Raw genomic sequence first — 18,421 nt, 5'->3', positions numbered from 1 at the left:
CCGACCGGCGCTGCCACAAGCACATCCACATGACAGGCCGATGACCCGATAGTGCATGCACGAACCTGACTGAAATGTTTGTTGAAATGACGCGTGTGCAATCGCGCTCAGAAGGTAAAACGAGCGTGAAAGGCTTCGTTGGATTGCATTAAAAACCGCATGAATACGGGTGTTTTCGTCGACGCGCTAGCGGTGCCCGCGCTCTTCGCGTGCCCGCGCACGACGGTCGAACAGCAATGCACTGGTCACGATGCCCAGGCCGAGCACCACGCCGATGAACAACAGGATCAGGGCGATGAGCGGGTAGCCGAACAGGTGCCAGCCGGTGTCGATCTTCATCATCATTGCCGCAGCCATGATCAATGCCGCGCTGATGATGCCGGCTGCCACCCGGTTGGCGATCTTCTGCAGGTTTTCCATCAACCGTGATTCTTCCAGCCCGGTCACCTTCATCTGCAGGCGGTTCTCGGCGAGCAGCGCCATGATGTCCGACAGCTTGCGCGGCCCATCGCGCAGCAGCTGCTGCAACTCCATCGCCTCGCTGGCGATGTTGGCTGCCGACAGCGATTTCTTCAGGCGCGCACGCATCACGTGCTGCAGCTGGCGCTCGACGATGCGGCGGGTTTCCAGCTCGGGTGCCAGCAGCCGGCACACGGTTTCCAGGTTGAGCAGGGCCTTGCCCAGCAGGCTCAGTTCCGGCGGCGTGCGCAGGCCGCAGGCGGTGGCGATGCGCACCATGTCCAGCACCACGCGGCCTTCGGAGAAGCTGCCGCTGGCGGCGTAGCGCGCGATCAGCTGGCCGGTCTCGCGCAGGTAGCGTTCTTCGTCGAACGCCTCCAGCCGCGTGCTGATGCTGATCAGGTCGTCGGCCACTTCTTCGCCGCGGCCATCGACGGCAGCGAACAGGATCTTCAGCAGCCGCTCGCGCAGGCGTGGCGGCATGTGCGCGACCATGCCCAGGTCGAAGATCGCCAGCCGGCCATCGGGCATCACCCGCAGATTGCCCGGGTGTGGATCCGCATGGATCTCGCCGTGCACGAAGATCTGGTCCAGGTAGCCGCGGATCAGCGCCGCCGCCAGCGGGTCCATCGACTGCTCGGTGCGGCGCACATCGGGAATCGCATCTACGCGCACGCCGGTGGCCAGTTCCATGGTCAGCACGCGCTGGCTGCTGTAATCCCACAGCGGCTGCGGAATCCACAGCCGCCGGAACGGCTTGAGATGGCGGCCGAAACGGGCCAGGTTTTCGGCCTCGGCGTGGTAGTCCAGCTCCTGCATCAGGGTCTTGGCGAACTCGTTGAGCCAGTCGCGCAGGCGTACGCGGCGACCGACCTGGGTCAGGTGGTCGGCCGCCAGCGCGAAGCTGCGCAACGCCTCCAGGTCCGAACGCAGCTGCGCGGCGACCTCGGGCTTCTGCACCTTCACCGCCACCTGGCGGCCATCGTGCAGCACCGCGCGATGCACCTGCGCGATCGACGCGCATCCCAGTGGCTCGGGATCGAACGCGGCAAACAGCTTGTTCACCGGCGCGCCCAGCTCCTGCTCGACGATGGCATGGATGCGCTCGACCGGGATCTCGGCCACCTTTTCCTGCATGCGCTCCAGCGCGGTGGCGAACTCCACCGGCACCATGTCCGGGCGGGTGGACAGCATCTGGCCCAGCTTGACGAAGGTCGGTCCCAGCGCTTCCAGGTCGCTGACGAACTGTTCCGGGTTGCCATCGGCGGGCACATCGGCCTGGTTGCTGGCGGCGTCCAGGTTCATGCCCGAGAACACGCCCGAATGGCGGTAGCGCATCAGCAGGCGCAGGATCTGGCTGCGCCGGTTCATGCCTTTGACCAGCGGAGGGTTGCCATTGGCGGTGGGCGGATTGCTCAAGCGACACTCCCATGCGACGAATACAGGTAGTGCCGGCCGCTGGCCGGCAATGTCCGGATTCCGCAGTGTCGCCGGGGGCCGGTAGGCACGCGGTGAATCCGACCGCTTCCGCAGCTGCCCCGGTATCGGTCAGAATCCGCTCATTCCCTCTCTTGGACGCCCCATGGCCGGTGCCAGCCTGTTTGCCCTGCTCGACGATATCGCCTCCCTGCTGGACGATGTCTCGGTGCTGACCAAGGTCGCGGCGAAGAAGACCGCGGGCGTGCTGGGCGACGATCTGGCGCTGAACGCGCAGCAGGTGACCGGGGTCAACGCCAACCGCGAACTGCCGGTGGTGTGGGCGGTGGCCAAGGGCTCGCTGGTGAACAAGGTGATCCTGGTGCCGGCGGCCCTGGCGATCAGTGCGCTGGAAGCCTGGCTGCACAGCCGTGGCTGGAACGTGCCGCTGATCGTGCCGCTGATGATGATCGGTGGTGCCTTCCTGTGTTTCGAGGGCGTGGAGAAGCTGGCGCACCGCTTCCTGCATTCGGCTGACGACGATGCCGAGCGCCTGGCCGAGCGTCGCAAGGCGCTGGCCGATGGGCAGGTGGACATGGTCGCGTGGGAGAAGGACAAGGTGAAGGGCGCGATCCGCACCGACTTCATCCTCTCGGCCGAGATCATCGTGCTGACCCTGGGCGTGGTCGCCACCGCACCGTTCACCAACCAGGTGATCACCCTGGCGGTGGTGGCGCTGGCGATGACGATCTTCGTTTACGGACTGGTGGCGGGCATCGTCAAGCTCGACGACGTAGGTCTGTACCTGTCGCGCAAGGGGGGGGCCATCGCTGCCTTCGGTCGCGGCCTGGTCGCCTCCGCGCCGTGGCTGATGAAGTTCCTGTCGGTAGCCGGGACCATCGCCATGTTCCTCGTGGGCGGTGGCATCCTGGTGCACAACGTGCCGGCGCTGCACCACGCGGTGCAGGCGCTGGGCGGGGAAGGGCAGTGGGGCTGGCTGATCAGTGCGGTGGGCAACATGGTGGTCGGCATCATCGCCGGCGCCATCGTGCTGGCCGCGGTGACCGGGTTCCAGAAGCTGCGCGGGAAGTAGGCGCCGGCCCATTGCCTGGTAGAGGCCGACCTTGGTCGGCGCTGTGTTTCCGCGCGTGCCAACCAAGGTTGGCACCTACCAAAGCGCTGTCCTTTGCATTGGTAGAGGCCGACCTTGGTCGGCGCTGTGTTTCCGCGCGTGCCAACCAAGGTTGGCACCTACCGAAGCGCTGTCCTTTGCATTGGTAGAGGCCGACCTTGGTCGGCGCTGTGTTTCCGCGCGTGCCAACCAAGGTTGGCACCTACCGAAGCGCTGTCCTTTGCATTGGTAGAGGCCGACCTTGGTCGGCGCTTTGTTCCGGCGCGTGCCAACCAAGGTTGGCACCTACCGAAGCGCTGTCCTTTGCATTGGTAGAGGCCGACCTTGGTCGGCGCTTTGCTCCGGCGCGTGCCAACCAAGGTTGGCACCTACCGAAGCGCTGTCCTTTGCATTGGTAGAGGCCGACCTTGGTCGGCGCTGTGTTTCCGCGCGTGCCAACCAAGGTTGGCACCTACCGAAGCGCTGTCCTTTGCATTGGTAGAGGCCGACCTTGGTCGGCGCTTTGTTCCGGCGCGTGCCAACCAAGGTTGGCACCTACCGAAGCGCTGTCCTTTGCATTGGTAGAGGCCGACCTTGGTCGGCGCTTTGCTCCGGCGCGTGCCAACCAAGGTTGGCACCTACCGAAGCGCTGTCCTTTGCATTGGTAGAGGCCGACCTTGGTCGGCGCTTTGCTCCGGCGCGTGCCAACCAAGGTTGGCACCTACCGAAGCGCTGTCCTTTGCATTGGTAGAGGTCGACCTTGGTCGGCGCTGTGTTTCCGCGCGTGCCAACCAAGGTTGGCACCTACCGAAGCGCTGTCCTTGGCGTTGGTAGAGGCCGACCTTGGTCGGCGCTTTGTTCCGGCGCGTGCCAACCAAGGTTGGCACCTACCAAAGCGGTTTCCGGTGTACCGGAGAACTACCCCGCCTGTACCCGGTTCTTGCCTTGCCGCTTGGCTGCATACAGCGCGTCATCGGCGCGGCGCAGCAGGGTCTCGGTATCGTCGCCGGGCTGCCATTGCGCCAGCCCGGCACTGAAATGCACCGGCACGCGCTGGTCCTGCACGGTCAGCACGCGGTGTGCCAGTGAACGCTGCAGGCGCTGCACGGTGGCCATGCTGTCGGCGCCCTGGGTCTCCGGCAGCACCAGCACGAACTCGTCGCCACCCAGCCGCGCGATGCCATCGGTGGCGCGCAGCAACAGCTTGCAGACGGTTACCAGGTGCTGCAGCAGTGCATCGCCACCGGCATGGCCATGTGCATCGTTGGTCTGGTGGAAATCATCCAGGTCGATCACCGCCACGCCCAGCGGCGAGTTGTTGCGCGCGGCGCGGGCCAGTTCACGCTGCAGCAGTTCGTCCAGGCCGCGGCGGTTCAGCGCCTGGGTCAGTGGATCGATGTGCGCCAGGTCACCGGCGGCACGTAGTTCCTGCTCCAGCTCGGCGATGCGCTGCTCTGCACGCTCCACTTCCTGGCGCGCGTTGGCCAGGTGATCGCGCGCCTGCGCGGCCTGCTGCTGCACCTTGCCGGTGTCGCGCATCACGTCCTGCAGCAACTGGTTGAGGTCGGCAATGCTGCGTGCCTCGCGCAGCTGCAGCGCATAGCTGCCAATGCGGTCGTGGTATTCGCCGGTGCTGGTGGCCATGCCGTCCATGCGCTCGATGAACTCGCCCATCAAGCCGCGCATCGCCGCCTTCGAATCGTCGATGCCCTGGCGCAGCAGCCCCTGCTTGTAGATCACTTCGCGCAGTTCGGCGCGGGTGCGCTCGACCGCCTCAGCTTCCAACGGCCCGTCCAGCAACTGGCGCACCGCCGCGATCTGGCCCTGCAGCCAGCTGCGGTCATCCAGCAGCTCGCTCACGTTCTCCAGCAGCAGCGCGAACAGCTCCAGCAGCAGCGCCTGCTGCTCCTGCCAGCTCTCGGCACGCACGCCGACCTGGTGGCCGAGTTCGCGCACACCCTGTTCGATCGGCTCCAGTGCGGTACCCGGCTGCCACTGGCGCAGGCGCGTGGCCAGCGCTTGGGCCTGCTCGCGCAGATCCGGGTCGTGCTGCAGCAGGGCCACCACGGCGCCGCCCAGCAGCAGGCGCAGCTGCTCGGACAGGCGCAGGCTTTCCGGCTGCCCGTCCGGTGAATGCTGCTCGATGGTGCGGATGTACTTGTCGATCAGCTGCCGCATCGCGCGCCCGTAGCGCGGCCAATCGGCACTGGCCTGCGCCGACTGCAGGCGATCACCCATGTCACCCAGTTCGCCGGGCAGGGTGGCCATGCCGTTGGCGAACGCGGCCAGTAGCGGCTCCGGCGCGTCGGCACCGGCAAACAGCTGCTGCAGCGCCACCCCGCCGCCGCCCTGCAGCACCACCCGGTCACCCAGGCCATCGTCCACCACCGCGCGCACGCGTGCCGGCGGCCCAAGGGCGGTACCGGGGGCAGGGCGGTGGTCGGGCTGGTCCGTCATCGAGCAAATCCTGGGGCTGGCAGGGACTGGTTCCAGCATATCGGCGCGGCCGCCGACGGCTTGAACGGCTAGGATGGGCGACAGGATGCCGCAGTGGAGGTGGTGATGCGCGTGATGTTGCTGGGGGCGACCGGCCTGGTCGGCGGGCTGACCCTGTCCAGGCTGCTGGACGACCCGCGCTGCAGCGCCGTGATCGCGCCGACCCGCCGCCCGTTGGCTGTGGCCCACGCCAAGCTGGAGAATCCAGTGCTGGCCTTCGATGCGTTGCCTGGCGCGCCCGAGTGGGCACGCGTGGACGCGGTCATCTGTGCGCTCGGCAGCACCATCGCCCAGGCCGGCAGCCGTGAGGCCTTCCATCGCATCGACCACGACTACCCGCTGGCGTTCGCCCGGCTGGCGCAGGCGCAGGGTGCGCAGACCTATGTGCTGAATTCCGCAGCCGGTGCCAACCCGCAGTCGTCGATCTTCTACAGCCGGGTGAAGGGTGAGCTGGAGCGTGACCTGCGCGCGCTGGGCTTCAACTCGTTGACCCTGGTCCGCCCCGGGCTGATCGGGGGCGAGCGCACCGAGGTGCGACGTGGCGAGCGCCTGGCCCTGACGGTGCTCGGCGCGCTGGGGCCGGTGTTGCCACGGGCGTGGCGGATCAACCCGGCCAGCGAGATCGCCAAGGCACTGGTCGAGGCCGCGCTGGCCCCGCAACCGGGGCAGCATGTAGTGGCATCCAGCGCGCTGGTCGGCTGATGTCGCGTGCGCTGCGCCTGACCCAGCTGCTGCAGCTGCTGCGCCGCCATCGACGGCCGGTGGCCGGGCAGGTGCTGGCCGAAGCGCTGGGTATCAGTCTGCGCACGCTGTACCGCGATATCGAGACGCTACGCGAGCAGGGTGCCGACCTGCGCGGTGAGGCTGGCGTCGGCTACCAGCTGGCACCGAGCGATACCCTGCCGCCGATGACCCTGCCGCCCGCCGAGATCGACGCGCTGGTGCTTGGCCTGCGCTGGGTCGCGGCGCGCACCGAGCCGGCGTTGGCTGAGGCCGCACGCGATGCTTTGGCGCGTATCGCGCATGTATTGCCAGCAGCACGTCGGGAAGCCTTGCGTGATAGCGGCCTGCGCGTTGGCCCTTCGCGCGCTGCGGCCAAGGTGCCGGCGGCACGCCTGCAGGCCGTGCGTGAGGCTATGGGTTCGCAGCAGCGCCTGCGGTTCGGTTACCAGGATGCGCAGGGCCAACGTACCGAGCGCATTGTGTGGCCGTTCGCGCTGGGCTACTTCGATGAAGTGCCGATGCTGGCGGCGTGGTGCGAAGGCCGCGAGGACTTCCGCCATTTTCGCCTGGACCGCATCCGCCAGGTGCGCGTGCTGGAGGATCGCTACCTCGTGCCGCGCGCCACCCTGCTGCGGCGCTGGCAGAAGGCACAGGGCATCGCACCGGACTGGTTGGATCGTTCGTAGTGTCGGGTTTGCCCGCCTGCTTCCGTGCTTCGCTTCCGGCTCCTGGGGGAGGGTGGCCTTCGCTCTTTGCTCCTGGTAGGGGGTCGAGCTTGCTCGACCGCCTTTGATCTTCGCGAACAGCAGTCGAGCAAGCTCGACATCTACCAGGGCAAGGGCAACAGCAGTCGAGCACGCTCGACGCTACTGACAGAATCTGTCAGCAGGGCCGTACCACCATGATTGCTCCCAACAACGGAGCTTCCCCATGTTCACGCCCAGCACCCTGCTGCAGTACGTGCGCGACGTCGCCACCAGCGCCACGTTCTACAGCGGCATTCTCGGCAAGCCACCGGTCGAGCAGTCGCCCGGTTTCGCCCTGTTCCTGCTCGGCGATGGCGCCGCACTGGGCCTGTGGCAACGCGACGACGTGCAGCCGCCGGTGTCCGCACAGGCCGGTGCCGCCGAACTGGCGATGGTGGTCGGCAACCCGGAGGCCGTGCAGCAGATGCACGATGCGTGGCGCGCACTCGGTGTGCAGATCCTGCAGGCACCGGTGACCCTGGAATTCGGCCATACTTTCGTCGGCGCCGATCCGGATGGCCACCGCCTGCGTGTCTACAGCCGCGCGGAAGGCATGGTCGCGCGCGATTGATCGCCCGCATTGTGTAGATCCACGCCATGCGTGGATGCGGGCACAAAAAAACGCCGGGCAGCGCCCGGCGTTTTTCCAGTTCATGTGCCAACCAAGGTTGGCACCCACCGATAAGGTGGCCGATCAGCTGGCCAGCGCCAGGTCGTCCATCATCGCGCGCAGGAAACGAGCGGCTTCGCCGCCAGTGGCCGCGCGGTGGTCGAAGGTGACCGACAGCGGGATCACCTTGTGCGCTTCCACGCCGCCCATCACCGGGGTCATCTGGTGGCGGGCACGGCCGGCACCGACGATGGCCACGCACGGCGGCACCACGACCGGGGTCGCGTAGCGGCCGGCGAACATGCCGAAGTTGGACAGCGAGATGGTGTAGCCGCTGAGTTCCGAGGCGGCGATCGAACGCGATTCCACCTGCTCGCGCAGGCGGTTGACGCCTTCACGGATGCCGCGTGCGTCGAGCATGTCGGCGTTGCGCAGGGCCGGCACGAACAGGCCGTCGTCGGTGTCCACGGCGATGCCGATGTCCACCTGCGCGTGCAGGGTGCGGGTCAGCGCTTCACCGTCGAACCAGGCGTTCATCGCCGGCACCTTCTGTGCGGCGACCACGATCGAACGCACCAGGCGCGCGGTGACGTCGTTGCCCGGCAGCCAGGCGTGGATGTCGGCGTCGTCGTTCAGCGTGGTCGGCACGACCTTGCTGTGCGCATCGGCCATCACGCGCGCCATGTTGCGGCGCACGCCCTTCAGCGGTTCCGGCTGGCCCTTGGCGACCACGCCCGGCGGCTGGGTGCGCATCGGCTTGCCGGCGGCAGACAGCGGGGTGCGGGCTTCGCTCTGCACCGGGGCAGACACCTGCGCCGGGGCCGGCGCGGCATAGGCGGCAGCAGCGGCCGGGGCCGGAGCGGCACCGATCTTGGCGCTGCCATCCGCAGCCGCCTGCTTGACGTCGGCCATGGTCACCGCGCCATCGGCGCCGGTGGCGCGCACGCGGGACAGGTCCACGCCCAGCTTGCGCGCGGTGGCACGCACGGCCGGCACGGCCTTGACGCCACCGACGGCCAGCGCCTGCTCGGCGTGCACGGCGTTGGAACTCTGCATGGCGCCGACCACGGTACCGGCGTCATCACGCTCGGCGGCGGCGGGCTTGGCCGCTTCGGCGGCCACCGGCGCGGCAGCGGCCGGCAGCGGCGGCGGGGTCGGTGCCGCGGCCGGTGCAGCATGGCCGTGGCTGTGGCCGGTGTCCTGGCCATCCGCGCGCTGTGGCAGGTTGGGGTCCAGTTCGAAGCTGGCCAGCACCGAGCCGGTCGGGATGATGTCGCCGGCAGCGCCGGACAGCTTCAGCACCTTGCCGGAGAACGGCGACGGCACTTCGACGACGGCCTTGGCGGTCTCCATCGAGACCAGCGGCTCGTCCAGCTTGATCACATCGCCTTCCTTGACGAACCACTCGACGATGGTCGCGTCCGGCAGGCCTTCGCCCAGGTCGGGCAGGTTGAAGTTCTTGGTCTGGCTCATTTGCAGTTCTCTTCCAGCAGTTCCAGTTCGCGGGCCGGCAGCCAACCCGTCGCGCCATTGGCGCGCTCGGACCACCACCACCCGCCGTGTTCGTGATGAAGCTTCACCATCTCGCCGCTTTCCACATCCAGCTCGCGGGCGTCGTAGTCGCACAGCGCTTCGGCGCGACCCTCGTCCAGCAGCTGCAACCAGGCGATGGGCGCCCATCCAGCGCGCCCATCGTTGGTGCGTACCCAGGCAAACGCCGGCCATTCCTCGTCACGGACACCTACTTCGACGATCTGGCCGGTGTGGAACCGGAGCGGGTTGGGATACTGGCTGCGGTAAGCCCCCAGAAGGCGGGCCCGCATGTCAGCCGGCCGCCACCGCGCGCTTGGCCGCAGCCACGATCCGCTCAACGCTCGGCAGATACTTCATTTCCAGGCGGAACAGCGGAATGTGGGTGTCGTAGCCAGTGACGCGCTCGACCGGGGCCAGCAGGTCGTAGATCGATTCCTCGGCCAGGCGCGCGGCGATTTCGGCGCCGAAGCCCGCGGTCTTCGGGGCCTCCTGCACGATCACGCAGCGGCCGGTCTTGGCCACCGATTCGGCGATGGTGGCGAAGTCCAGCGGACGCAGCGTGGCCACGTCGATGACTTCGGCGCTGATGCCTTCGCCGGCCAGCTTGTCGGCCGCTTCCAGCGCTTCCTTCACCTGCGCGCCCCAGGTCACCAGGGTCACGTCGGTGCCATCGCGCAGCACGAAGCAGACGTCCAGCGGCAAGGCTTCGCCGTCGTTGACGACCACTTCCTTGTACTGGCGGTAGATGCGCTTGGGCTCCATGTAGATCACCGGATCCGGCTCGCGGATCGCGGCCAGCAGCAGGCCGTAGGCGCGCTGCGGCGACGACGGCAGCACCACGCGCAGGCCCGGCACGTTGGTGAAGATCGCCTCGTTGGCTTCGCTGTGGTGTTCCGGCGCGCGGATGCCACCGCCCCACGGCACGCGCAGCACCATCGGGCAGTGCAGGCGGCCACGCGTGCGGTAACGCAGGCGTGCGGCGTGGCAGACGATATGGTCGACCATCGGGTACATGAAACCGTCGAACTGGGCCTCGGCCACGGGCTTCATGCCCTGCGCGGCCAGACCGATGGTCAGGCCGGCAATGGTGGTTTCATCCAGCGGGGTGTCGAGGATGCGTTCGGAGCCGAAGCGCTGCTGCAGGCCGGCGGTGGCGCGGAACACGCCGCCGTTGACGCCCACGTCCTCGCCCAGCACCAGCACCGACGGGTCGTGCTCCAGCTCCCAGGCCAGTGCCTGGGTGATGGCTTCGATCAGGGTGATGGGGGTGGTGGTCATGCTCTCTTCTCCGCGCGCGACGGCGGCGCTGTCGGCGGCGTTGGTGTGCGCGCCGGGCGCGCCGTTCTTGATCTCATCCATGGCGCTTCTCCAGGGCGATCGCCTGGGCACGCTGGGCCAGCAGGTCCTGCGGCGGATCGGCGTAGAGGAAATCGAACATCGCCTCGACCGGCTGCACCGGCGTGTTGAGGTACAGGTTCACTTCCTCGTCCACGCGCGCGCCGCACTCGGCGACCCACGCGGTTTCCTCGTCCTCGCTCCACACGCCGGCGTTGATCAGGTACTTGCGCAGGCGCAGCATCGGCTCGCGCTGCCAGGCATCCTTCACTTCGGCGTCGTCGCGGTAGCGGCGTGCGTCATCGGCGGTGGTGTGGTCGGACAGGCGGTAGGTCATCAGTTCCAGCACGGTGCCACCGTTGCCGGCCAGCGCACGTTCGCGCGCCTGCTCCATCGCCGCCAGCACTGCGATCAGATCGTTGCCGTCCACCTGCAGGCAGTGCAGGCCGCCGGCCAGGCCCTTCTGCGCCAGCGTTTCGGCACCGGTCTGGGCCGAACGCGGAACCGAGATGGCCCAGCCGTTGTTGACGATGCACAGGATCAGGGGCAGCTTGTAGGCGCCCGCCGAATTCAGTGCCGCGTAGAAGTCGGTCTTGGAGCTGCCGCCGTCGCCACACACGGCCACCGCGATCTGCGGTTCCTTGTTGAGCTTGAACTTCAGCGCGGCGCCTGCGGCATGCAGGCACTGGGTGGAAATCGGCACGCAGAACGGGAAGTCCTTGGCCGCGTTGCCGCCGTAATCGTTGCCGCGTTCGTCGCCGCCCCAGTACATCAGCACGTCGTGCGGGCGCACGCCACGCATGAACATCGCGCCATACTCGCGGTACGAAGGTGCGAACACGTCGTCCTTCTGCATCGCGGCACCGATGCCCACGTGCGCGGCTTCATGGCCCAGGCAGGCGGCGTAGGTGCCGAGCTTGCCGGTGCGCTGCAGCGCGATGGATTTGCTGTCGAACGTACGTACGAACAGCATCTGCTTGAACAGCGGTACCAGGACCTTGGGGTCGCGCAGCGACGCGGGCAGGTCATCGCGGACGAGCTTGCCGTCCGTGTCCAGGTACTGCAGGTATTCGATCTTGAATTCAGCGGCAACCGTCATTGCGTACTGCACCTTCGACAGAGAAGTTACAAATGATATGAATCGCCATGTTAAGGAACGCGTACGGAATAGCCTTCCTGCGGCGCAACACGGCGACACCCCGTTTTACCCCTGCCGGCGGGTGGGGGGCCAATAACAACAACGTATTCAGTCGTTGCTGCAAAGCATCAGAATATGCCTCTGGCTGACTGCCCGCGCAACGGCCTGATCGGTTCCACGCGCAGGCCCGGCATCGGGCGATGCTCCACGGCCTTCCGCACGCCCGGGTATGGAGGTGGCGGCTGCCAGCACGGCGGCAACGCGCTACCCTTGCCGCCCCCGATCTGGCCGCACCCATGTCCGTCGACAACAACCAACGCGATCTCGAAGCCGGCATCCACACCGATCTGCAGGGGCGCCTGACCTATGGCGGCTACCTGCGGCTGGACCAGCTGCTCAGCGCGCAGCAGCCGCTGTCCAACCCGCCGCACCACGATGAGATGCTTTTCATCATCCAGCACCAGACCTCGGAGCTGTGGCTGAAGCTGCTGGGCCACGAACTGCGTGCCGCGATCGGCTTCCTGCAGCGCGATGAAGTCTGGCAATGCCGCAAGGTGCTGGCGCGCAGCAAGCAGGTGCTGCGCCAGCTCACCGAGCAGTGGTCGGTGCTGGAAACGCTGACTCCGTCCGAGTACATGGGCTTCCGCGACGTGCTGGGCCCGTCGTCGGGCTTCCAGTCGCTGCAGTACCGCTACATCGAGTTCCTGCTGGGCAACAAGAACGCGCAGATGCTGCAGGTGTTCGAGCACGACGCGGCCGGGCAGGCGCAGCTGCGCAGCGTGCTGGAAGCGCCCAGCCTGTACGAGGAATTCCTGAAGTACCTGGCCCGCTTCGGCCATGCCGTCCCGGCAGTCTACGAGGCCCATGACTGGACCCAGCCGCATGTGGCCGACGACGCACTGCAGCCGGTCTTCGAACGCATCTACCAGGACACCGACCGCTACTGGCGCGAGTACTCGCTGTGCGAGGACCTGGTGGATCTGGAGACCGCCTTCCAGCTGTGGCGATTCCGACACATGCGCACGGTGATGCGGGTGATCGGCTTCAAGCGCGGCACCGGCGGCTCGTCCGGGGTGGGCTTCCTGGCCAAGGCGCTGGAGCTGACCTTCTTCCCCGAACTGTTCCAGGTACGCACCAGCCTGCAGGCCGCGCCCCCGGCAGAACTGGGGTGATCCCCATTCAGCTTGGCCCCCGGCGATTGGCTGGATCGTTTCAGATGCAAGTTCAGCGAGCAGGCCGTGACCTGCCTCAAACGGCGTGTATTTGACGTGAACGCCAGAAGTCGGTGATCCTCGCGCGTTGCTCCAACTGCACATCGGACGTGCTCGTCATCCACCGAACCAGGAAATCCGCATGAGCGTAAACGCCACTGCGAACACCCCAGAGCCGGCGCTGCCGGACTTCAAGACCACGCTGGGCCACCCGCGCCCGTTGTGGATGCTGTTCATGACCGAGTTCTGGGAGCGCTTTGCGTTCTACGGCATCCGCTGGGCCTTGGTGCTGTACATCGTCGCCCAGTTCTACAACGGCAACGCTGCCGGTGAAGGCGACGCCAGCCGCATCTACGGTGCCTATCTGGCCCTGGTGTACGCCGCGGCGATCTTCGGTGGCTACGTGGCCGACCGGGTCCTGGGCTACCAGCGCTCGATCCTGACCGGCGCGATCATCATGGCCGCCGGCCTGTTCATGATCTCGCTGCCGCAGGAGCACATCTTCAAGCTCGGCCTGGCCACGATCATCGTCGGCAACGGCCTGTTCAAGCCCAACATCTCGACCATGGTCGGCAAGCTGTACGGCCTGAAGGACGAGCGCCGCGATTCGGGCTTCACCATCTTCTACATGGGCATCAACATCGGCGCGATGATCGCCCCGGTGCTGACCGAGTACCTGGCCCGCAAGGTCTTCGGTACCACCGAAATGCCGTCGTACAAGGTCGTGTTCATTGCCTCGGGCGTGGGCATGCTGATCTCGCTGGTGTGGTTCTACATCGGTCGTGCCGGCCTGAAGGGCATCGGTGCACCGCCGGCCGGCGCTGAAGGCTTCGGCCGCATCATCATGGTGCTGATCGGTGCCGTGGTCGCCATCCCGGTCGCGTACTTCCTGCTGGCCACCGGCGCCACCGCGCTGGCCTGGATCCTGGGCGCGATGTTCACCGCGCTGGCCGTGCTGCTGCTGGTCGAGGGCATCCGCGAGGGCAAGGTACAGCGCGACCGCGTGATCGCCATGCTGATCATCTTCGCCTTCAACGTGATGTTCTGGATGTTCTTCGAGCAGGCCGGCAGCTCGTTCACCTTCCTGGCCGAGAACATCGTCAACCGCCAGTTCGGTGACTGGACCTTCCCGACCGCGTGGTTCCAGTCGGTCAACTCGGTGGCCATCATCACCCTGGCACCGATCATCGCCTGGATCTGGGTGGCCATGGGCCGCGCCAATCCGTCCATCCCGCGCAAGTTCGGCCTGGGCCTGCTGTTCAACGGCGCCGCGTTCGCGCTGTTGATGTTCGCCCTGTCGCAGATGGTGGTGGACGGCAAGATCCCGTTCTGGACCCTGTTCATGGTCTACGTCATCCAGTCCGTGGGTGAGCTGTGCCTGTCGCCGATCGGCCTGTCGATGGTGACCAAGCTGGCCCCGGTGCGCTTGGTCGGCTTCGGCATGGGTGGCTGGTTCCTGTCCACCGGCATCGGCAACAACCTGTCGGGCATCTTCGCCGGTGTGGTCAGTGGTGAAGGCGGCATGACGGTCGAGTCGGCCCTGAAGGGGTATACCTTCGGGTTCTGGGCCCTGATCGGCTCCGGCGTGGTGCTGTTCCTGGTCGCCCCGCTGATCAACAAGCTGATGCACGGCGTCAAATGATGATGAGAGGGTAGAAGGCATGCGCAGCAAGCTCGGTGGTGCAATGGGGGTGGTCTGTGCGGCGCTGATCGGCGCCTGTTCCCAACCGCAACCGCCTGCCGCCGCCGAGCCCACGCAGCCTCTGGATACCCGACCCACCGAGCCACCGGTCGCTGACCCCAGCGAGCCGGTGGCCTCGGGCAACACCCCGGTGGCGGCGGACATCGCCGCCATCGCCGGGCTCGGCGCGCAGTTCGACCCGGCCCGCGATCCCGCCGACGATCTGGCCACCGCCAAGGTGGAAGCCCAGCGCGGCAAGAAGCGCATCCTGCTGGAGGTCGGCAACGCCGCCTGCGATCGCTGCCAGGCGCTGGACGAGCTGGTGGAAGGCAACGGCGATCTGCGCCGCTTCCGCGATGCCCACTACGTGTGGGTGAAGATCAACGCCAGCGACGAACAGCCCAACACCGCCTTCTTCGCCCAGTTCCCGGAAATGGAGCGCGACTACCCGCACCTGCTGGTGCTCAATGCCGATGGCAGCCTGCTGGTGTCGCAGGCGACCGGCGAACTGCGCAAGGGCGACGCCTTCCAGCCGGCACGGGTGACCGCCTTCCTCAAGCAGTGGGCACCTGACAAACCGGAATAGGGTAGTGCCGGCCGCTGGCCGGCCGCTGGCCGGCAGCTTCGGTGGATGCCGACCGCTGACCGCCACCCCCGGTGGGTGCCGACCGTTGGTCGGCACTGAGGAACATCCACGCGTGACGTGGGTCGATTGCGCGCGCCGTCACACTCTCCGAATCGGCATCTCAACTTCACCGTACGTACGCCGTTACCGGCAAGGACCTCAGTCGACATCCCGTCGATACACCCTACCGGAATGCCCATGCACAGCGACCACGCCGAACGACTGCCCGAACCTGCCAGCACTCTGGCCGACGGCGAAGCAGGCGATGGCGTGACCCTGCCGCCGCAGGAGGCACTGCTGGATGACGCGGGTACCGGCGAGGACACCGTTGAACTGGCACCGCCGCGTCACCGCCTGCCGCAGATCGCGCTGCCCGACAACGTGGTGCTGAAGGGCGCGGTGCAGAAGCTGGTCGAGCAGAAGGCGCGGCTCGATGCATTGGCCGCCGAAGGCCAGCTGGCCGGGCTGCTGCCGCCGGAATGGCAGGGCCATGGCGTGCGGGCCATCGAACTGTCCACGTTCATCCAGGGCGTACTGCCGTTCCTGCAGCCGGGCGAACGCGGCGAAACCGCGCCCGCACGCCTGCCGGTGCGCCATGTGCTGGGGGACGACAGCCGCTGGGGCCTGGACGATGTCTCCGAACCGAAGTCGCTGGCCTGGTACCTGGCCAGCGACGAACGCGCTACCGCCGGCAGCAAGGATGTGGCCGAGGCCTATCTGGTGGGTGCACTCGGCCTGGCGTGGATGCAGGAAGGGCGCAGCCGTCCTGGATTCCTGCGCGCGATGGGCCAGGACAGCCTGGCGGCGCGGGTGACCATGCTCGGCTACCCACCAGCCGGGGAGCTGGCGCTGTACAGCGTCACCGCCCACGGCCAGCCACAGATCTGGTGCGTGCATGGCCGCCGCCGCATGCGCCCGCTGGTGGCGCCGTGGCTGAGCGTGCCGCTGCTGACCGCCTATGGCGTGCCGGCGCCGGTCGCGTGGCCGTCCAGTTTCCCGCCGGTGGAGGCGGTGGCCGAACTGCTGGCGACCGCGCGGCAGGGGCGCGCGCTGCCGGAAGTGGACCTGGGCAAGGTCGTGGCGAAGATCGCCGAGGACGCCGCGTCTGACGCCTGGCAGCCGGTCAGCCTGCTGCAGCTCAACACCTGGTCACCGCGCTGGCACTTCTTCCTGGGCACCTTCGTCGGCCTGCCGTCGCTGCTGCTGGTGGCTGCCGCGCTGGCGCTGCCGGGCGCGGTCGAAGCGGCCACGGTTGCCGCCTCGCTCGGCTTCGCCGGGGGGGCCATCGCTGCGCTGGCGGTGCCGTGGATCCATGCGCGGCGCAAGCATCTGAGCTGAAGCATGAGCGCCATCCACGCGCGGCGTGGATCTACAGGGGGCCGGGTGCCGCGGTCTGCAGCTGTTGCCGGGCCCGCTCCATGGCGGTCTGCAGTCTTTGTTTGAGGACCTCACGAGAGGGCAGCGTGGTCAGGTACTCCGCAACATGGATGCCTGAGCGATCCAGCTCCAGCAATTCGATCTGACCCGCCTTCTTCCCCGTGCAGAGGATGATGCCCAACGGCGCCTGCTCGCCGTCCTCACGTTCGTAGCGGTCCAGCCAGCGCAGATAGAGTTCCATCTGCCCTTTATAGGCGGGCTTGAATTCGCCGATCTTCAGCTCGATGGCGATCAGCCTGCGCAGACGCCGGTTGTAGAACAGCAGGTCCAGGTGGAAGTCATCGCCGTCGATCTGGATGCGCTTCTGGCGGGCGACGAAACTGAAGCCGGTGCCAAGTTCGAGCAGGAAACCCTGCATCTCGCGTAGGATCGCGCTTTCAAGGTCCTGCTCGTCCCAGCTGTCCTTGAGGCCAAGAAAATCCAGTACGTAGGGATCACGCAGTACCAGCCCTGGAGACAGCTGCTGGTTGTCGCGCAGTGCCGCCAACTCATCGGCGATGGTCTGCTCGGGTTGACTGGAAAGCGCCGTGCGCTCGTACAGCATCGAATCGATGCGCTGGCGCAGCGTGCGCACACTCCAGCCTTCGGTGGCGGCCATCTGCGCATAGAAGTCACGCTTTAGCGGATCCGCCAGCGGGATCAGTGCGATGAAGTGGGTCCAGCTCAATTGTCGTATCAGCGATACGACAATCTGCTCGTCTGCAAATGCGGTGGAGAACTGCACCATCCGGCGCAGGCTCTTCTCACCGAAGGAGGTACCGAACTCGGTCGTCAGCGCCTTGGCTATCCGGGTGAAGACAAGCTCTCCGTAGCGGGCCCGTCGGCCCCTCAACTGATCAACGTGGATGCGACGCCCGATCCGCCAGTACAACAGAGTCAGTTCGGTGTTGATGGTCCTGTGCATCCTGTTGCGCGCCGCGCAGATCAGCTCCCTGAGATCGGCCAGCAATTCCTGGCCATGCGGCAGCGTTGAACGCGAGTCATCCATGAGGGGGCCCGTCCGATGTGGATCCATGGCCGGGCTGATACCCGTTGAACGTTTACCGTCAGGCCGCACACGTGAGCAGTCCAATAGGAGAATTCACTGAATCAGCCCGTTTCGATACACCAGCCTGGCGGAAACGGGCCGTAACGGGCCAATGCGGAAATGTCGCTGGGCGAGGGCGACACTTCAGGGCGGGATCTGCGGGAGGTGAATGCGTCCGATGGCATCGCTTGCGGTCGGTCCGCAGTCCGCCAAAGAGCGGGTCCCGTCAGATCAAAGGGGGCGGACGACAATCGCCCGGCCACTGTTCCGCTACCGCTCGGGGTCGGAACCCGCAACTTGGGGTCCAAAACGACTTAATCCCCTCCGTCCCCTTTTTCTTTCAGACCCCTTCGCCCATCCGCTCCAGGCCTTCGCCGGCCAAGCGCAGGATCAGCTTTTCCAGCACCTGCTCTTCCTCGTCGCTCAGCACCGACATCAGTTTGCGGGTGATCTCGATCACCATCGGCGCGATGGTCTCGTACACCTCGAAACCGGCTGCAGACAGGGCAAGCACCGAGCGGCGGCGGTCGTCGCCGTGGGTCTCGCGCTTGATGAAGCCGCGCTCCAGCAGGCGGGCCACGGCACGGCTGACCGCCACCTTGTCCATCGCCGTGCGGTCGGAGACCTCGCTGGCCGAGGAGCCCGGGTACAGCGCCAGGATGGTGATCACCCGCCACTCGGGAATCGCCAGACCGTAACGATCGCCGTATAGCTTGGCGATGTTGCCGCTGACCCGGTTGGACAGCACGCTCAGCCGGTACGGCAGGAACTGTTCCAGGTCGAGCAGGACGTGCGAGGCACGCAGGCGGGTCGAGGCGGGATCGGGGCTCATGTTGCGGTGCACCTTGCTGGTGGTTTCAAGTGTAACTATAA

At 66.8% G+C, this 18,421-nt stretch carries 15 protein-coding genes and 1 pseudogene; 8 read left to right on the top strand and 8 right to left on the bottom strand.

Annotation, left to right across the window (positions count from 1 at the left end; all coding sequences use genetic code 11):
- Positions 1 to 186 precede the first annotated feature (186 nt).
- A pseudogene (locus tag D5301_RS02855) lies at positions 187 to 1,842 on the bottom strand (AarF/UbiB family protein); the annotation flags it as partial.
- Positions 1,843 to 2,041: 199 nt separating this feature from the next.
- Between D5301_RS02855 and D5301_RS02850 the strand changes: the two are divergent.
- The gene (locus D5301_RS02850; RefSeq protein ID WP_153854708.1) at positions 2,042 to 2,968 is read left to right on the top strand and encodes a DUF808 domain-containing protein; all 927 of its coding nucleotides are present in this window, start codon (positions 2,042 to 2,044) and stop codon (positions 2,966 to 2,968) included.
- A gap of 936 nt (positions 2,969 to 3,904) precedes the next feature.
- Here the strand turns inward: D5301_RS02850 and D5301_RS02845 are convergent.
- A complete protein-coding gene (locus tag D5301_RS02845; protein WP_153854707.1) occupies positions 3,905 to 5,443 on the bottom strand; it encodes a GGDEF domain-containing protein in 1,539 nt (512 codons plus the stop codon).
- 105 nt (positions 5,444 to 5,548) lie between these two features.
- Here D5301_RS02845 and D5301_RS02840 point away from each other — a divergent pair, with 105 nt between their 5' ends.
- The 3 genes from D5301_RS02840 (at position 5,549) to D5301_RS02830 (ending at position 7,522) form a co-directional block, all read left to right on the top strand.
- Positions 5,549 to 6,184 (top strand): NAD-dependent dehydratase, encoded by a 636-nt coding sequence (locus tag D5301_RS02840; protein ID WP_153854706.1) that lies wholly within the window; start codon positions 5,549 to 5,551, stop codon positions 6,182 to 6,184.
- A complete protein-coding gene (locus tag D5301_RS02835; protein WP_153854705.1) occupies positions 6,184 to 6,891 on the top strand; it encodes a YafY family protein in 708 nt (235 codons plus the stop codon). Before D5301_RS02840 ends, D5301_RS02835 begins: the two co-directional genes overlap by 1 nt.
- A gap of 244 nt (positions 6,892 to 7,135) precedes the next feature.
- The gene (locus tag D5301_RS02830; RefSeq protein WP_153854704.1) at positions 7,136 to 7,522 is read left to right on the top strand and encodes a VOC family protein; all 387 of its coding nucleotides are present in this window, start codon (positions 7,136 to 7,138) and stop codon (positions 7,520 to 7,522) included.
- 123 nt (positions 7,523 to 7,645) lie between these two features.
- On the opposite strand, the gene D5301_RS02825 is transcribed toward D5301_RS02830, so the two are convergent.
- Genes D5301_RS02825 through pdhA form a run of 4 tightly spaced genes read right to left on the bottom strand, consistent with a single transcriptional unit; the run spans position 7,646 to position 11,528 of the window.
- Positions 7,646 to 9,034, bottom strand: coding sequence for a dihydrolipoamide acetyltransferase family protein (locus tag D5301_RS02825; RefSeq protein WP_153854703.1), 1,389 nt, complete (start codon positions 9,032 to 9,034; stop codon positions 7,646 to 7,648).
- Positions 9,031 to 9,384 carry an SH3 domain-containing protein gene (locus tag D5301_RS02820; RefSeq protein WP_005411349.1) on the bottom strand — a complete coding sequence of 118 codons (354 nt, stop codon included), beginning with the start codon at positions 9,382 to 9,384 and terminating at the stop codon, positions 9,031 to 9,033. The genes D5301_RS02825 and D5301_RS02820 overlap by 4 nt, the downstream gene beginning before the upstream one ends.
- 1 nt (position 9,385) lies before the next feature.
- On the bottom strand, positions 9,386 to 10,453 hold the full coding sequence (locus D5301_RS02815; RefSeq protein WP_019338598.1) for an alpha-ketoacid dehydrogenase subunit beta: 1,068 nt from the start codon (positions 10,451 to 10,453) through the stop codon (positions 9,386 to 9,388).
- On the bottom strand, positions 10,446 to 11,528 hold the full coding sequence (pdhA, locus tag D5301_RS02810; protein WP_153854702.1) for a pyruvate dehydrogenase (acetyl-transferring) E1 component subunit alpha: 1,083 nt from the start codon (positions 11,526 to 11,528) through the stop codon (positions 10,446 to 10,448). The genes D5301_RS02815 and pdhA overlap by 8 nt, the downstream gene beginning before the upstream one ends.
- 335 nt (positions 11,529 to 11,863) lie before the next feature.
- Between pdhA and D5301_RS02805 the strand changes: the two genes are divergently transcribed.
- The 4 genes from D5301_RS02805 to D5301_RS02790 all read left to right on the top strand — a co-directional run bounded on the left by D5301_RS02805 (position 11,864) and on the right by D5301_RS02790 (position 16,422).
- Positions 11,864 to 12,739 (top strand): tryptophan 2,3-dioxygenase family protein, encoded by an 876-nt coding sequence (locus D5301_RS02805; RefSeq protein WP_125426943.1) that lies wholly within the window; start codon positions 11,864 to 11,866, stop codon positions 12,737 to 12,739.
- A 181-nt stretch (positions 12,740 to 12,920) separates the two neighbouring features.
- A complete protein-coding gene (locus D5301_RS02800; protein WP_153854701.1) occupies positions 12,921 to 14,420 on the top strand; it encodes a peptide MFS transporter in 1,500 nt (499 codons plus the stop codon).
- A 19-nt stretch (positions 14,421 to 14,439) separates the two neighbouring features.
- Positions 14,440 to 15,045, top strand: coding sequence for a thioredoxin family protein (locus D5301_RS02795; protein WP_153854700.1), 606 nt, complete (start codon positions 14,440 to 14,442; stop codon positions 15,043 to 15,045).
- Positions 15,046 to 15,282: 237 nt separating this feature from the next.
- Positions 15,283 to 16,422 carry a hypothetical protein gene (locus D5301_RS02790; protein WP_153854699.1) on the top strand — a complete coding sequence of 380 codons (1,140 nt, stop codon included), beginning with the start codon at positions 15,283 to 15,285 and terminating at the stop codon, positions 16,420 to 16,422.
- Positions 16,423 to 16,453: 31 nt separating this feature from the next.
- Here the strand turns inward: D5301_RS02790 and D5301_RS02785 are convergent, their stop codons facing one another.
- Both D5301_RS02785 and D5301_RS02780 read right to left on the bottom strand, forming a co-directional pair.
- Complete coding sequence (locus tag D5301_RS02785; RefSeq protein ID WP_110713982.1) at positions 16,454 to 17,509, bottom strand: PDDEXK nuclease domain-containing protein; 1,056 nt, start codon at positions 17,507 to 17,509, stop codon at positions 16,454 to 16,456.
- Positions 17,510 to 17,888: 379 nt separating this feature from the next.
- Entirely contained in the window at positions 17,889 to 18,380 is a 492-nt protein-coding gene (locus tag D5301_RS02780; RefSeq protein ID WP_057501376.1) for a MarR family winged helix-turn-helix transcriptional regulator, read from the bottom strand.
- Positions 18,381 to 18,421 lie beyond the last annotated feature (41 nt).

It is taken from the genome of Stenotrophomonas sp. MH181796, assembly GCF_009659995.1.
In the GTDB taxonomy this organism is placed as follows: domain Bacteria; phylum Pseudomonadota; class Gammaproteobacteria; order Xanthomonadales; family Xanthomonadaceae; genus Stenotrophomonas; species Stenotrophomonas riyadhensis.
The sequence above is the reverse complement of the archived record's forward strand: the minus strand, read 5'-3'. Positions and strand labels throughout refer to the sequence as shown.